This window comes from Actinoplanes ianthinogenes (assembly GCF_018324205.1).
Classification (GTDB): domain Bacteria; phylum Actinomycetota; class Actinomycetes; order Mycobacteriales; family Micromonosporaceae; genus Actinoplanes; species Actinoplanes ianthinogenes.
The window spans coordinates 305,198-318,471 of the sequence record NZ_AP023356.1; the positions used below are offsets into that span (position 1 = coordinate 305,198).

The following is a 13,274-nucleotide window of genomic DNA, read 5'->3' on the forward strand; positions in this document are numbered from 1 at the left end:
TCGCCCACGGCTGCGCGAGACCGACCCCCCGACCCCTGCACGAAAGGTCTGTGAGATGGAACGGCGCAAAGTCCTCGGGCTGGCCGGTGCTGGAGTGGCCGGCGTCGCCGCCGCCGGCGCGGGAGCGCTGGCCCTGACCCACGGGCAGGCGACCCCGGGCACCGTTGCCACCGAACTCGTCTCCGACGCCGGTGGGGCGATTCCGTTCTACGGGGCTCGGCAGGCAGGGATCGTCACGCCGGCGCAGGACCGGCTGCACTTCTGCGCGTTCGACGTGATCACCGACGACAAGGCCGCCCTGGTCGACATGCTGCAGGACTGGACCGCCGCGGCCGCCCGGATGACACAGGGCCGGGACGCCGGGACGTTCGGCGCGGTCGGCGGCTCCCTGGAGGCGCCGCCGGACGACACCGGCGAGGCGCTCGGGCTGCCCGCCTCGGGGCTCACGCTGACCATCGGGTTCGGGCCCACGCTGTTCCGCAACGCGCAGGGCAAGGACCGGTTCGGCATCGCCGCGAAACGCCCGGCCGCCCTCGCCGACCTGCCGAAATTCCCCCGCGACGCCCTCGAGGACGCGATCTCCGGCGGCGACATCGGCGTCCAGGCCTGCGCCCACGACCCGCAGGTCGCCGTGCACGCCATCCGCAACCTGGCCCGGATCGGCATGGGCAAGGTCAGCGTCCGGTGGTCCCAGCTCGGCTTCGGCCGCACCTCGTCGACCTCCACGAGCCAGGCCACCCCGCGCAACCTGTTCGGCTTCAAGGACGGCACCCGCAACCTCAAGGCCGAGGAACCCCAGCTGCTCGACGAGCACCTGTGGGTCCAGCAGGGCGACGGCCCGGAGTGGATGACCGGCGGCTCGTACCTGGTCACCCGCAAGATCCGGATGCTGGTCGAGACCTGGGACCGCTCGCCGCTGGCCGAGCAGCAGACCATCATCGGCCGGGACAAGAGCGAGGGCGCCCCGCTCACCGGCAAGCAGGAGCACGACGAGCCGGACTTCGCCGCTCAGGACGGCGAGGGCCAGCCGGTCATCCCGATGGACTCGCACCTGCGCCTGGCCCACCCGGACCAGAACGGCGGCGCCCGGCTGCTGCGCCGCGGCTACAACTTCGTCGACGGCTCGGACGGTCTCGGCCGCCTCAACGCCGGCCTGTTCTTCATGGCCTACCAGCGCAACCCGCACAAGCAGTTCGTCCCGGTGCAGAACAACCTGGCCAAGATGGACGCCCTCAACGAGTACATCCGGCACGTCTCCAGCGCCATGTTCGCGTGCCCGCCCGGCCTGCTCGCCGCCGACGACTACTGGGGCCGTTCCCTGTTCGCCTGAGGCCCCTCCCGGGTGTCTCGGCCGCCCTGAGACACCCGGGAAGCCCGCTCCCGCTACGGCAGGAACCGCACCTCGGGGAACGCGGCGCTCGGACCGCTCAGCAGATGTCCCCGGCGCCGCAGATGAAGATCGAAAAAGGCGAGCGGGTACGCCCGCTGAATCCGCACCGCCCGCCCCGGGTCGAGCGTCCCGACCCACTCGGCCAGCTCCTCGCCGCTCAGGCCGACGATCCGCGCCAGCTGCGGGACCAGCCACTGACCGTCGTTGTACGACCCGTGCGCCGCACCCGTGGCCTGCACGTTGAGCCGCCAGCCGCGCAGCATCGCCCAGAACTCCGCCACGCTCGGCTCGGCGTCCCGCCCGTTCTCCGCGGTCATCAGCATGAACGGCCGGTCGGTCCCGGCCACCGGCGGCTGTGACTGCATCGGCCCGTCGAAGCTGAGCCCGGCCCGCACCCGCCGGTCCACGTTCATCACCAGCGCGGTCGACGTCGCACCCTTCGACCAGCCGAACATGCCGAGCCGGCCCAGGTCGAGCGCGGCGCCCAGCCCGGCCGGGAGCGGGCGATGCCCGGCGTCGGGGTTACGCCCGGCCGCGATGTCCGCCAGCCGGTCGAGCACGAACAGCACGTCGGCCGCGGAGTCCCACGGGGTGAACGACTCCGCGGTCGGCAGCGTGACCCGCCCGTCCGGGAACTCGCTCACGCCGTCGTAGGTGTGATCCACCGTGACCACGACGTACCCGTGACTGGTCAGCTCCTGCACCACGATGGTGCTCTCGGCCCGGCAGGAGTCGTTGCCGTGCGAATACACGATCACCGGCAGCCGGTCCCGGGTGCGCCGCACGGGCGCACCCCGGCGGGCGGCCGTCCAGGGCGGCGCGACGTCAGCGGCGAGATCGATCGCGGTGAGCAGCTCCCGCCAGGCCTCCGGTGGCATCCACTCGGCCACCGGGTAACGCCGGCCGTCGCGGCCGGCGGGATACCAGACGCTGACCATGAGCTCCCGGGGCCGCCCCGGCCCGGCGTTCGGATCCGGCCGTGACCGGTCGACGAGATGCAGGTCGGCAACCCCGATGCGGTAGGGCCCGGTCGGCCCCGGCAGCGTCAACCGGCCCGGAGTCGCCGGCCCGGCGCCGTTGACCGGCGCTGCCGGCGAGGTGCCTCCGAGCAGGCCCGCAGTCCCGGGACCTCCGGCCGATGCTGCCGCCCGGGCGGCTCCGGCCGATGCTGCCGCCCGGGCGGCTCCGGCAGCGCTGAGCGGAACCGCCGCGCCGGCGGCGAGTGCGGCGGCGAACAGGCTTCGACGAGCAATCACTGAAGTCATGCCAACAGGTTTCCACAACAAACTGATTGGCGAAAGGGGCTGGCGGCCGCCGCCGGGATGTCGACCGGGCTGGCCGGGCGCAGCATGGCGGCGGCGTTCGGGCTGTCCGCGCTGGTGCGGACCGCGCCGGACGGCGTACCGGCAAGGATCGGTCTTGGGCCGAGCGGACTCGGCACCTCCGCCGCGGAGGCATTGACGATCGTGCGGATCGTCGGGGCGGTCTTTCTGGACTACCTCGCGCTCGGGGAAGGCAGGTGGCTGCCGTCCGCGAGGGGTGCCGGGGATGGGCGTTCGGGAGAGCTTCACGCCGCCCTGGTCGCCGGGAGTTCCGGGGCGAAGGACACCCGGAGTGCACGGCGGAGTGAGCGCTGTGGCGTCACTCGCCCTCCGGGCTCACCGGCCGAGGGCGTGGAGGGCGTACCGAAGAAGGGATCAGCGGAGCGAGCGCCGAGGCGTCACTCGCCCTCCGGGCTCACCGGCCGAGGGCGTGGAGGGCGTACCGAAGAAGGGGTCAGCGGAGCGCGGCGCGGAGCAGTTCGAGCAGGTCGAGGGTGGCCTCGCCGGTCCAGACGACGGAGCTGAGGGCCACCGCGACGGGGAGCAGGAGGAACAGGTGCGGCGCCGGGCGGGGCCGGGGGCGCAGCAGGTGGGCGACCCGTTTAGGGACGACCCCACCGGGAACGGCGGCGTGCAGGGCCGCGGCGAACGGGCTCCCGGCGCCGGCCAGGGCGGCCACGCCGATGGCGTGGGCCAGGGTGTGGCGGCTGCCCAGGGAGGCGGCGGCGCGTTCGTCGGCGGCGCGTTCGATCAGGTAATCGACGTGTCTGCCGACCCACCACAGGGCGGGGTGGGCGGCGACGGCCAGCTCGGCGAGCCGGGCCAGGCGGTGGTGGTGCTCGCTGAGATGCGCGTTCTCGTGGGCCAGCAGGGCCTCGAACTGGGGGTCGGTGAGCAGGCCACGCATGCCGGTGGTGACCACCACGTGTCCCGGGTTGCCCGGGACGGCGAAGGCGCGCGGGGCCTCGTCGGGGACCATGACCAGGCCGCCGGGGCCCTCGTCCGGGACCATCGCCAGGACCCGGCGCTGGCGGCGCCAGCGGACGGTGACCGTGACGGTGACGGCGGTCAGCAGGGCCAGGCTCAGCCACGGGACCCACTCGACGCCGGCCGTGTCGGCGGCGACGACCGCGGCGGACCACCCGAGGAGACGGCCGATGGCGGGGACCTGGGCCAGCGCGTGGGCGGAGAGCAGGAGCAGGTTGATCGTGCTGGTCGCGGCGACGGTGACGGCGGACCAGGCGACCACGGACGCCGCGCGGGCCGGGGCCAGCCGGTCGGCCAGCAGGCGCACCACGAGCACGGCCAGCGGCGGGACGACCACCACGGACCACAGGAAATGATCGAACACCTCGCTACCTCCCCCCGCCGATGCTCTCACCCGGGCCCGCACGCCGGATCGTCGCCCGGCCCGCCCTATGCGGCGACCCGGAGCTAGCTCGCCTCGTCGTCACCGAGCTGCTCCAGGGCCCACCGGGCCCACTCCCGCTGCGCCTGCGCCTGGTAGCGCCCCAGCTCCATCGCCAGCCGGCCGAACCGCAGACCACCCCGCGGGTGGGAATCCGCGTCGGCCGCCTCGGCCAGCGACCGCAGCTCCGCGGCCCGCGACTCCGCGTCGGCCAGGTGGTCGAGCACGATCCGCCGCGCCTGTGCCGGCTCCAGCGCCGAGATCAGGCACAGCCGGAGCGCCTGCTCGTCGCGGACCGCGCGTTCTTTCGGCGGCGACATCAGCCACTCCCGCAGCGCTGTCCGGCCGGCGTCGGTGATCGCGTAGGTCCGCCGGCCGCGGGCGCCCTCCTCGACCACCTCGATCAGGCCGTCCTCGGCGAGCCGGGCCAGCTCGGGATAGATGTGGCTCTGCCGGGCCGTCCACGCATAGCGCTGCAACGAGCGCTCGAACCGCAGCGTCAGCGTGTATCCACTGGCCGGCCCGTCCTCGAGCAGGCCGAGCATCGCGAACCGTAGTGACAAAATCGTGCTCCCCTCTAGACACCTACAATTGTATATGTACGTTTGTAGGCATGGACACTGTGGACGTACTGATCGTGGGCGCCGGCCCGACCGGCCTGACCCTGGCATGCGACCTGGCCCGGCAGGGTGTCGCCGTCCGGATCGTCGACCGGTCCCCGCGGCCGGGCGGAGGCGGCCGCGGGTTCAGCCTCAAGCCGCGGTCGCTGGCGGCCCTCGATGATCTGGGAGCGGCCCGGGAGATCGCCACGGCCGGGTTCGTCGAGCGACGCACCCGGTTTCATCAGGGGACGCGGCGGCTGTTCGAGCTGGACACGCCGCCGGCCCCGGTGACCGTCGAGCAGCCGTATCCGAATGTGGTCGCCCTTCCGCAGTGGCGGACCGAGGCGATCCTCCGCGACCGGCTGGCCGAGCTGGGCGGCAAGGTCGAATTCGGCATGCGGGTGACCGGGCTGGCCGTCGGCGAGGCGGAGTCCGGAAGCCGGGTCAGCGGGCCGGCCGGGATCGAGGTGCGGTCCGGGACGCGGGCTGCCGGGCCGGGCTGGAGCGAGGTGAGCTTCGCCGGGGGTGAGCGGATCCGGGCACGGTTCGTGGTGGGTGCGGACGGCGGGCGCAGCACGATCCGGCGGGAGCTGGGGGTCGCGTTCACCGGGCGGACCGATCCGGACACCCGGGCGATGATCAGTGACGTCCGGCTGGACGGGCTCGACCCGGCGGGCGGGGTCAACATGTGGCTGTCGCCGCAGCGGGGTGTCGCGGTGACCCGGCCGGTCCCGGGCACCGGGGTGTGGCAGGTGGTGGTGTCACTCGGGCCGGACCTGCCGGACGACGAGGAGACCCTGCAACGCTTGCTCACCGAGCGCACCGGGCTTGCGGGGCTGCGGGTCACCGAGGTGCTCTGGCACTCGGTGTGGCGCTACAACCTGCGGATCGCGGAGCGGTTCCGGGCCGGGCCGGTGTTCCTGGCCGGGGACGCGGCGCACGTGCACAGTCCGTTCGGCGGGCACGGGATGAACACTGGGATCCAGGACGCGTACAACCTGGGGTGGAAGCTCGGGCTGGTGGTCCGGGGGCTGGCGCCGGAGGGGCTGCTCGACACGTACGAGAGTGAGCGGATGCCGGTGGCCCGCCAGATCCTCGCGGACAGTGACCAGCGGATGGGCAGCATGATGACGTGGCGGTTCGCCCGGCCGCTGCTCGGGCCGCTGCTGAAGGCGGGGTTCCGGCGGCGGCAGCGGAGCACGCGGCAGGATCATCCGGTCTATCCGGCCGGTCCGCTGATCGGGGACGGCGGCGGGGCGCCGATGCCGGACGGGTCGCTGCCGACCGGAGCCCGCCTGTCCGATCTGTTCCGGGGGTCGCACTTCACGGTGCTGGGGCCGGAGCCGGTGACCGGTTTCGATCCGGAGCTGGTGCACGTGCACCGGATGGCCGGGGACTATCGGGTGGTGCGGCCGGACGGGTATCTGGCGCTCACCGCGCCGACGGTGGAGCCGGTCCGCGCCTACTTCGACCGCCTGACCGCGGGCTGATCGTGCGCTCGGGCCGCCCCGCCGCGGGACGAGCCAGGGCAGGAGCAAGCGGACGGGTCGAGCCGAGGACGAGCAGGCGGGAGCCGGGCAGGGCGGGATGAGCCGGGGGAACGGGCGTCGGGACGGTGCCCAGGGCGTACCGAAAAAGGGGTTAGCGGGCGGTGACGGAGCGGCGGACCGCGAGCGGGATCGTGCAGGCCGCCAGGGCGAGGATCGCGCCCAGGACATACCACCCGGGGCGGCCGCACCCGATGCAGAGCCAGATCACCAGGGCCGGTCCGAACGTGTCGGCAAGCCCGGCGCCGAGACCGAAAACGCCCAGATACTGCCCGGTCGCGTGCACCGGCGCGAGCGCGAACGACACCTCGAACCCGCCGGCCGAGTTCCACAACTGACCGATCGCGTGGATCATCACCGCGACGATCAGGACGGTGGCGGCCACCGCCGCGGGCGGACCGGCCGCGAGCGGGATCAGCGAGCAGGACAGCAGAAACGCCAGCCCGGCGCGGCGATAGGCGCGCCCGCCCGCCGCCGGGGAATCGACGCCCCGGCTCGCCCGGACCTGAAAGAGCACCACGATCACCGTCGCGGTCGCCATCGTCGCCGAGATCATCCAGCGGGGCGCGGCGGTGAACCCGACCAGCCACAGCGGAATGGCCACGGTCAGCACCTTGAACTGCACCGCCATCACCCCGTCGAGCGCGGTCAGCAGCAGATAGGGGCGGTCCCGCAGCGCGATCCAGCGCTTGCCGCCGTCACCCTCGACAGGCCGCATCGGCGGGACCGTGGCCAGGATCGCCGCGGCGGCAAGGGACGCCGCCACCATGCCGACAACCATGCTCCGGTACGCCGGAAGCGTCCCCACCTGCACCGCCCACCCGGCAAGCGGCGCCGCGACCGCGATCCCGAGATTGGTGACCGCCCGCAGGAACGCCCGGAACTCCTGCGGCCGCTGTCCGCCGTAGTGCCGGATCAGCGGCGTCCGGGCGGCGAACCCGGCCGTCTTCGCCGACGCGGCCACCGTCACCACGACCAGAAACGTCGCGAAGTTCGTGGCCAGCAAAAACGCCGCGTCCCCGGCCGCCTGGGCCAGCAACGTGCCCAGGTAGACACCCCGGGCGCCGAGCCGATCCGCGAGATGCCCGACCGTGATCCCGGCGGCCAGCGAGACCACCCCGGCGATGCCCAGCCCGAGCCCGACCTGGGCGGCCGGCAGGCGCACGGCCTCGGTGAAGTAGAGGACACCGGCGGTCAGGTAGAGGCCGCTACCGATGGTGAAGGCGAAGTTGGCCGCCGCGAGGGCTCGTTGCGCTCCGATCACCCGGCTTCTCCCCCACGCGTGGGCCTGGTCAAGAACAGTAGGCTGCGACCGGAGGTGGGAGGAATCGTGGACGCCCGGCGCACCGACCACACCGCGATCGTCGGATGCGACCTGTTCGTCGACGGCGTCGCCGTCGAGAGCCCCGGCTCCGGCGCGGATCTGGACCGGCTCCACGAGCGGGCCCGGGAGCACGGCGGGTTCGTCTGGCTGGGCCTGCACGAGCCCACCGAGGCCGCGCTCACCCGGGTCGCCGAGGTGTTCGGCCTGCATCCGCTGGCGGTCGAGGACGTGCTGCACCGGGAGCAGCGGGTGAAGTTCGAGCGGTACGAGGAGGTTTCGTTCCTCGTCGTCCGCGCCGCCCGGTACGTCGAGCACCACCGGCTCACGGCGGGTTTCGTCCGCGTCTTCGTCGGCCCGCAGTTCGTCATCACGGTGGGGCAGGGCAGCGTCATGGAGCAGGTGCACGGCTTCGACGAGGTGGTGAACGCGCTGCTGCAGGCCCGCCTCACCCAGGTGAGCGTCGACCAGAACAACGACATGCGCAAGATCGCCTCCTGGGCCGCGATCGCCGCGGTGCCGACCGTGATCGGCGGCGTCTACGGCATGAACTTCGCGACCATGCCCGAGCTGGCCTGGCGCTTCGGATACCACGGCGCCATGCTGCTGATCCTGCTCGGCGCCGCCACCCTGTACTGGCTGTTACGCCGGGCGGGGTGGCTGTGACCGGCGGCGTCCGGGCCGGGCAGCGCGTCAGGAGTAGGTGCCCGGCGCCTGGGTCCAGTAGTAGGTGATGGAGCCGAGCAGGATGAGCCCGATCACCGACTGGATGACGGACCGCTGGCAGAACTCACGCCGCCGGGCAGGTTCGGTGGCCCGGCGGGAGCGTCCGGCCGACCAGGCGGCCTGCCCGAACGCGAGCAGCGGAATGCCGAGATTGGCCCAGCCGAAGGGGCCGACCTGGAAGCGCCCGGTGCCGGCCGCGACGGCCAGGACGAGCAGCGTGGCGAGGTAGGCGGCCAGCAGGAGCCGGGTGGCACGGGTCACCAACCGCAGCCGGGCGGGCACGGCATCCATCGACGGATCCCTTCGTTGAGGTGGCGCTCCGGTGTACGCGCGTGGTCCGGGACCGGTTCGAGATCGGCGACGGTCGGATCGAGGGCAGCGCCGCGGCGCGTGTGGGCTTAGCATCGACGGCTGTGACTCGCCTGTTGTGGGTTGTGCCGCTCGCGGCGTTGCTGCTGTGGGGCGCGGTGTCGCCGCCCTCGCAGTGGCGGGTGCTGGCCGGCTGGGCTTATCGGGATCCGGAGGCGAACGAGCCGAGCGACACGGCCTACCTGCTGACGCGGCTGGGCAACATCGTGGCCCTGGTCTTCCTGGTCTGCGCGAGCTTCGGCACCTTCGGCGGCACGGACTCCCCGCCGCGCGCGGACTCGTCGACTGCCACGGCCACGGCCACGGCCGACGTGCAGACGCGCGCCGACCTCATCGTCGACTTCGGCGCCGACCGGGCGCGGGTGGCCGTCGTGCCGCAAGCGTCGGCCGCGCCGTCGCCCGGGACGACCGCGGCGATGGAGGTCTACCGGCGCCGGGAGGTGAACCCGGCCTTCCCGCCGTCTTATCTGGGCCGGGCGCTGCCCAGCGGCGGGAGGAACTGGTTGCTGCTCGGCGTGCGCGGCGACGCGCCGCCGGCACTGGTGACCGTGCGGGAGACCGCCGGGCAGGTCATCGTCGGGGTCTACGGGCCCGGCACCGCCGCGCCCGGCGGCGCGACCATCTATCTGGTCCCGGCCCGGCTCGGGGCGCCACTGGCCGGGCGCCCGGTCGTCGACGAGGCGACCGGCCGCCCGGTGCCCTGATCAGCCGATCGGGAGGCGTTCGCGGAAGGCGCGCAGCCGGGTGCTCGTCAGCAGATCTGAAGGCGTTCGCGGGAAGCGCGCAGCCCGGTGCTCATCAGCCGATCTGGAGGCGTTCGCAGAAAGCCCGCAGCTCGGTGCCGCCGGCCACCCGGCGGGAGCGGTCCAGCAGGGCCCGGGCCGTCTCCTGGACCAGGGGCGACGTGTGCACGTGCTGCGGGGCGACGCGTTCGGCGGTGAGCAGGAAGCGCACCGCCTCCCGGTCGCGGCCGCGCAGCCGGGCCAGCGCGCGAGCGGTGTCCGAGTAATAGAAGACCTGCCGGAAGCCGACCGGCAACCGCGCCGGATCGGTGTCCTGGGCGAGCCGGGCCGCCCGGCCCGGGTCGTCGCCGTCGGCCTCGATGCCGATCCGCCAGATGTCGACGTTGGTCGGGCCGAAGTAGAGCCCCAGCGTGGTGGTCTCCCCGGTCTGCCGGGCCAGTGCGGCGGCCTCGGCGCACCAGGCGCGGCTGTCGTCCGGGCGTCGGCGGCCCCGGCTGGCGTACGCGCAGATCAGCTGCAACGAGCCGATCATCTCGGCGCCGCCGGGCCGGGCGGCGTGCGGGCGCAACGCGTCGACCGCCCGCTCGGCCAGGGTGTAGCCGCGCTCGAACGAGCCGCAGGCGTTGGCCGCGCCGGCCCGCGCGTACGCGGCGTATCCCTGCAGGACCGGGTCACGGGTGGCGTCGGCGGCGTCCCGGCAGCGTTCCGCGCCCAGCCAGGCGTCGGCCGGGTGCCCGAGGTTGCGCAGCACCGACGAGGCGACCGTCCGGGCCAGCTCGGCGAGCGGCGGCGGCGTGGAGAGGCCGACGTCGGCGGCTGTCTCGACGGACCGGGCCGGGGCCGAGAGGTCGAGATCGACCAGGGCCTGGCGGATCCGGTAGACGGCATGGTGTGCGGCCGCCGCCTCCCGGTCGCCGGCCGGGACCGCGGTCCCGGCGAGGTCGGCGGGCGAGCACTCCAGGGCCGCGGCCAGGTCGGACAGCATGAACCGGTTGTCCGCCGCCTGCAGCCCCCGTTCGATCCGGCTCCAGGTGGCGTGCGAGACGCCGGCCCGGCTGGCGGCATGCCGGATGCTCCAGCCCCGGCGCAGGCGGCGATCCCGGATGCGGTCCCCGATGCTCAGGTCAGGTGTCGGTCGTGGCGTCATGCGACGACGGTAAGTCCGGCACGCGCCACGAGTGGTACATGCCGGTACCACCCCGCACGGCGCAAGGCCGCACGGTGCGCGGACGGACGGCCGGCGGCTCCGGGCGTACCGTCAAGCGGCGGACCGGAGCCGCAGCGGGCCGTGAGGTCAGTGCGGGCCGACCGCGATGATCGTGATGGCGGCGCTGCCGGCCTCGTCGGAGGCGGCCAGGTCGACCGTGGCGTCGATGCCCCAGTCGTGGTCGCCCTCCGGGTCCTCGAAGACCTGGCGGACCGACCACACCGCCGGACCGGCCTCGATGTGCAGGAACGCGGGACCGCGAGCCGCCGGGCCGGTGCCCATCTCGTCGTACTCGTCGAAGTACTCCTCGACGGCCTTGCGCCAGCGCTCCGCGGTCCAGCCGGACTCGCCGTCCAGCTCGCCCAGCTCGTCGTAGCGGCCCAGGGCGGCCAGCTCGACCCGGCGGAACATGGCGTTGCGGACCAGGACCTTGAACGCGCGCACGTTGCGGGTGACCGCGGGCGGCTTGTCGTCGATCCGGACCTCCTCGACGGCCGCGCCCGGGTTGCGCAGCCGCTCCCACTCGTCGAGCAGGCTGGAGTCGACCTGCCGGACGAGCTCGCCGAGCCACTCGATCAGGTCGCCGAGCTCCTCGGTGCGGGCGTCCTCGGGGACGGTCTGGCGCAGCGCGCGGTAGGCGTCGGCGAGGTAGCGCAGGACCAGTCCCTCGGAGCGGGACAGGCCGTAGAACGAGATGTACTCGGTGAACGTCATGGCCCGCTCGTACATGTCGCGGACCACGGACTTCGGCTTGATCTCGTAGTCGCCGACCCAGGGGTGGCCGCGCCGGTACGTCTCGTACGCCGCCTCCAGCAGCTCCCGCAGCGGCTGCGGCCAGGAGACCTCCTCGAGCAGCTCCATCCGCTGCTCGTACTCGATGCCCTCGGCCTTCATGGCGTTGACCGCCTCGCCGCGCGCCTTCTGCCGCTGCGCCGAGACCACCTGGCGCGGGTCCTCCAGGGTCGACTCGATCACCGAGACGACGTCGAGCGGGTACTCCGGCGCCTCCTTGTCGAGCAGCTCCAGGCAGGCCAGGGCGAACGGGGACAGCGCCTGGTTCAGCGCGAAGTCCAGCTGGAGATCGTCGACCAGCTTGTAGAGACCCTCGCCGGTGCGCTCGATGACCCCGCCGGCGATCAGCGCCCGGGCGATCGCGATCGCCCGGCGGATGTGTTTGCGCTGCGCCGCCGGGTCCTCGTGGTTCTCGGTGAGCAGATGCTTCATCGCCTCGTACGGGTCGCCGCCGCGGCCGAGCACGTTCAGCAGCATGGCGTGCGAGACCTGGAACGACGAGGTGAGCGGCTCCGGCTCGGCCTCGATCAGCCGGTCGAAGGTCGGCCGTCCGTAACCGACCTGGCCCTCCGGCGGCTTCTTCCGGACGACCTTGCGCCGCTTCTTCGGGTCGTCGCCGGCTTTCGCCAGGGCGCGCTCGTTGTCGATGACGTGCTCGGGCGCCTGGACGATCACGGTGCCGAGCGTGTCGAAGCCGGCCCGCCCGGCCCGGCCGGCGATCTGGTGGAACTCGCGGGCCTTGAGCAGCCGCGTCTTCACCCCGTCGTATTTCGACAGGCCGGTGAAGAGCACGGTCCGGATCGGCACGTTGATGCCGACGCCGAGGGTGTCCGTCCCGCAGATCACCTTGAGCAGGCCGGCCTGGGCGAGCGTCTCCACGAGCCGGCGATATTTCGGCAGCATGCCCGCGTGGTGCACACCGATGCCGTGCCGGACCAGACGCGACAGCGTGCGCCCGAAACCGGCGGTGAACCGGAAACTGCCGATCGCCGCCGCGATCTTGTCCTTCTCCTCGCGGGTGCTCATGTTGATGCTCATCAGCGACTGGGCGCGTTCCAGCGCGGCCGCCTGGGTGAAGTGCACGATGTAGACCGGCGCCTGCTTGGTGGCGAGCAGCTCCTCGATCGTCTCGTGCAGCGGGGTCATCGCGTAGCTGAAGATCAGCGGGACCGGGCGCTCCGCGTTGCTGACCACGGCGGTCGTCCGGCCGGTGCGCCGGGACAGGTCGTCGACGAACCGGGTGACGTCACCGAGCGTCGCCGACATCAGCACGAACTGGGCCTGCGGCAGCTCGATCAGCGGCACCTGCCACGCCCAGCCCCGGTCCGGCTCCGCATAGAAGTGGAACTCGTCCATCACCACCTGGCCGACGTCGGCCTGGGCGCCCTCGCGCAACGCCAGGTTCGCCAGGATCTCGGCGGTGCAGCAGATGATCGGGGCGTCCGCGTTCACGCTGGCGTCGCCGGTCAGCATGCCGACGTTGTGCGCGCCGAAGATCTCGCAGAGGGCGAAGAACTTCTCGCTGACCAGCGCCTTGATCGGCGCGGTGTAGAAGGTGGTGCGCCCGTCGGCCAGGGCGGCGAAGTGCGCGCCGGCGGCGACCAGGCTCTTGCCCGAGCCGGTCGGGGTGTTCAGGATGACGTTGGCTCCGGTCGCGATCTCGATCAGCGACTCCTCCTGGTGCGGGTACAGGGTCAGGCCCTGCTCCTCCACCCAGGCCTGGAAGGCCTCGAAGACGGCGTCGGGTTCGGCATTGCCGGGAAGGCGATCGGTCAGCGTCATGATCCTGCAAGTCTGTCATTCCGGGGGCGGCACCGCGTCAAGGGGAGGTTGTAAGGTTTCCCGCC

General features: G+C 73.0%; 11 protein-coding genes. 4 read left to right on the top strand and 7 right to left on the bottom strand.

The genetic code is table 11. The annotated features are described in order from the left end of the window. Positions 1–55: 55 nt before the first annotated feature. Positions 56–1,330, top strand: coding sequence for an iron uptake transporter deferrochelatase/peroxidase subunit (gene efeB, locus Aiant_RS01495; protein ID WP_189335656.1), 1,275 nt, complete (start codon positions 56–58; stop codon positions 1,328–1,330). A gap of 53 nt (positions 1,331–1,383) precedes the next feature. Here efeB and Aiant_RS01500 read toward each other — a convergent pair whose 3' ends face one another. The 3 genes from Aiant_RS01500 to Aiant_RS01510 form a co-directional block, all read right to left on the bottom strand. Continuing rightward, positions 1,384–2,655 (bottom strand): alpha/beta hydrolase family protein, encoded by a 1,272-nt coding sequence (locus Aiant_RS01500; RefSeq protein ID WP_189335655.1) that lies wholly within the window; start codon positions 2,653–2,655, stop codon positions 1,384–1,386. A 511-nt stretch (positions 2,656–3,166) separates the two neighbouring features. Beyond that, positions 3,167–4,063, bottom strand: a complete 897-nt coding sequence (locus Aiant_RS01505; protein ID WP_189335654.1) for a M48 family metalloprotease — start codon at positions 4,061–4,063, stop codon at positions 3,167–3,169. A gap of 83 nt (positions 4,064–4,146) precedes the next feature. Then, entirely contained in the window at positions 4,147–4,683 is a 537-nt protein-coding gene (locus tag Aiant_RS01510) for a PadR family transcriptional regulator (protein ID WP_189335653.1), read from the bottom strand. 50 nt (positions 4,684–4,733) lie between these two features. On the opposite strand from Aiant_RS01510, the gene Aiant_RS01515 reads away from it, so the two are divergent. Then, on the top strand, positions 4,734–6,212 hold the full coding sequence (locus tag Aiant_RS01515; RefSeq protein WP_212846906.1) for an FAD-dependent oxidoreductase: 1,479 nt from the start codon (positions 4,734–4,736) through the stop codon (positions 6,210–6,212). A 151-nt stretch (positions 6,213–6,363) separates the two neighbouring features. Here Aiant_RS01515 and Aiant_RS01520 read toward each other — a convergent pair whose 3' ends face one another. Beyond that, positions 6,364–7,533: an MFS transporter gene (locus Aiant_RS01520; RefSeq protein WP_189335652.1), complete on the bottom strand. Its 1,170-nt coding sequence runs from the start codon at positions 7,531–7,533 to the stop codon at positions 6,364–6,366. A gap of 66 nt (positions 7,534–7,599) precedes the next feature. Between Aiant_RS01520 and Aiant_RS01525 the strand changes: the two genes are divergently transcribed. After that, positions 7,600–8,256: a CorA family divalent cation transporter gene (locus Aiant_RS01525; RefSeq protein ID WP_229831260.1), complete on the top strand. Its 657-nt coding sequence runs from the start codon at positions 7,600–7,602 to the stop codon at positions 8,254–8,256. A 27-nt stretch (positions 8,257–8,283) separates the two neighbouring features. Here the strand turns inward: Aiant_RS01525 and Aiant_RS01530 are convergent, their stop codons facing one another. Continuing rightward, entirely contained in the window at positions 8,284–8,607 is a 324-nt protein-coding gene (locus Aiant_RS01530; RefSeq protein WP_189335650.1) for a hypothetical protein, read from the bottom strand. A 122-nt stretch (positions 8,608–8,729) separates the two neighbouring features. Here Aiant_RS01530 and Aiant_RS01535 point away from each other — a divergent pair, with 122 nt between their 5' ends. Then, a complete protein-coding gene (locus tag Aiant_RS01535) occupies positions 8,730–9,389 on the top strand; it encodes a DUF6199 family natural product biosynthesis protein (RefSeq protein ID WP_189335649.1) in 660 nt (219 codons plus the stop codon). A 94-nt stretch (positions 9,390–9,483) separates the two neighbouring features. Here the strand turns inward: Aiant_RS01535 and Aiant_RS01540 are convergent, their stop codons facing one another. Next, positions 9,484–10,545, bottom strand: a complete 1,062-nt coding sequence (locus Aiant_RS01540) for a helix-turn-helix domain-containing protein (RefSeq protein ID WP_425322686.1) — start codon at positions 10,543–10,545, stop codon at positions 9,484–9,486. Between the two features lie 177 nt (positions 10,546–10,722). Beyond that, positions 10,723–13,209, bottom strand: coding sequence for a DEAD/DEAH box helicase (locus Aiant_RS01545; RefSeq protein WP_189335647.1), 2,487 nt, complete (start codon positions 13,207–13,209; stop codon positions 10,723–10,725). Between the last annotated feature and the right edge of the window lie 65 nt (positions 13,210–13,274).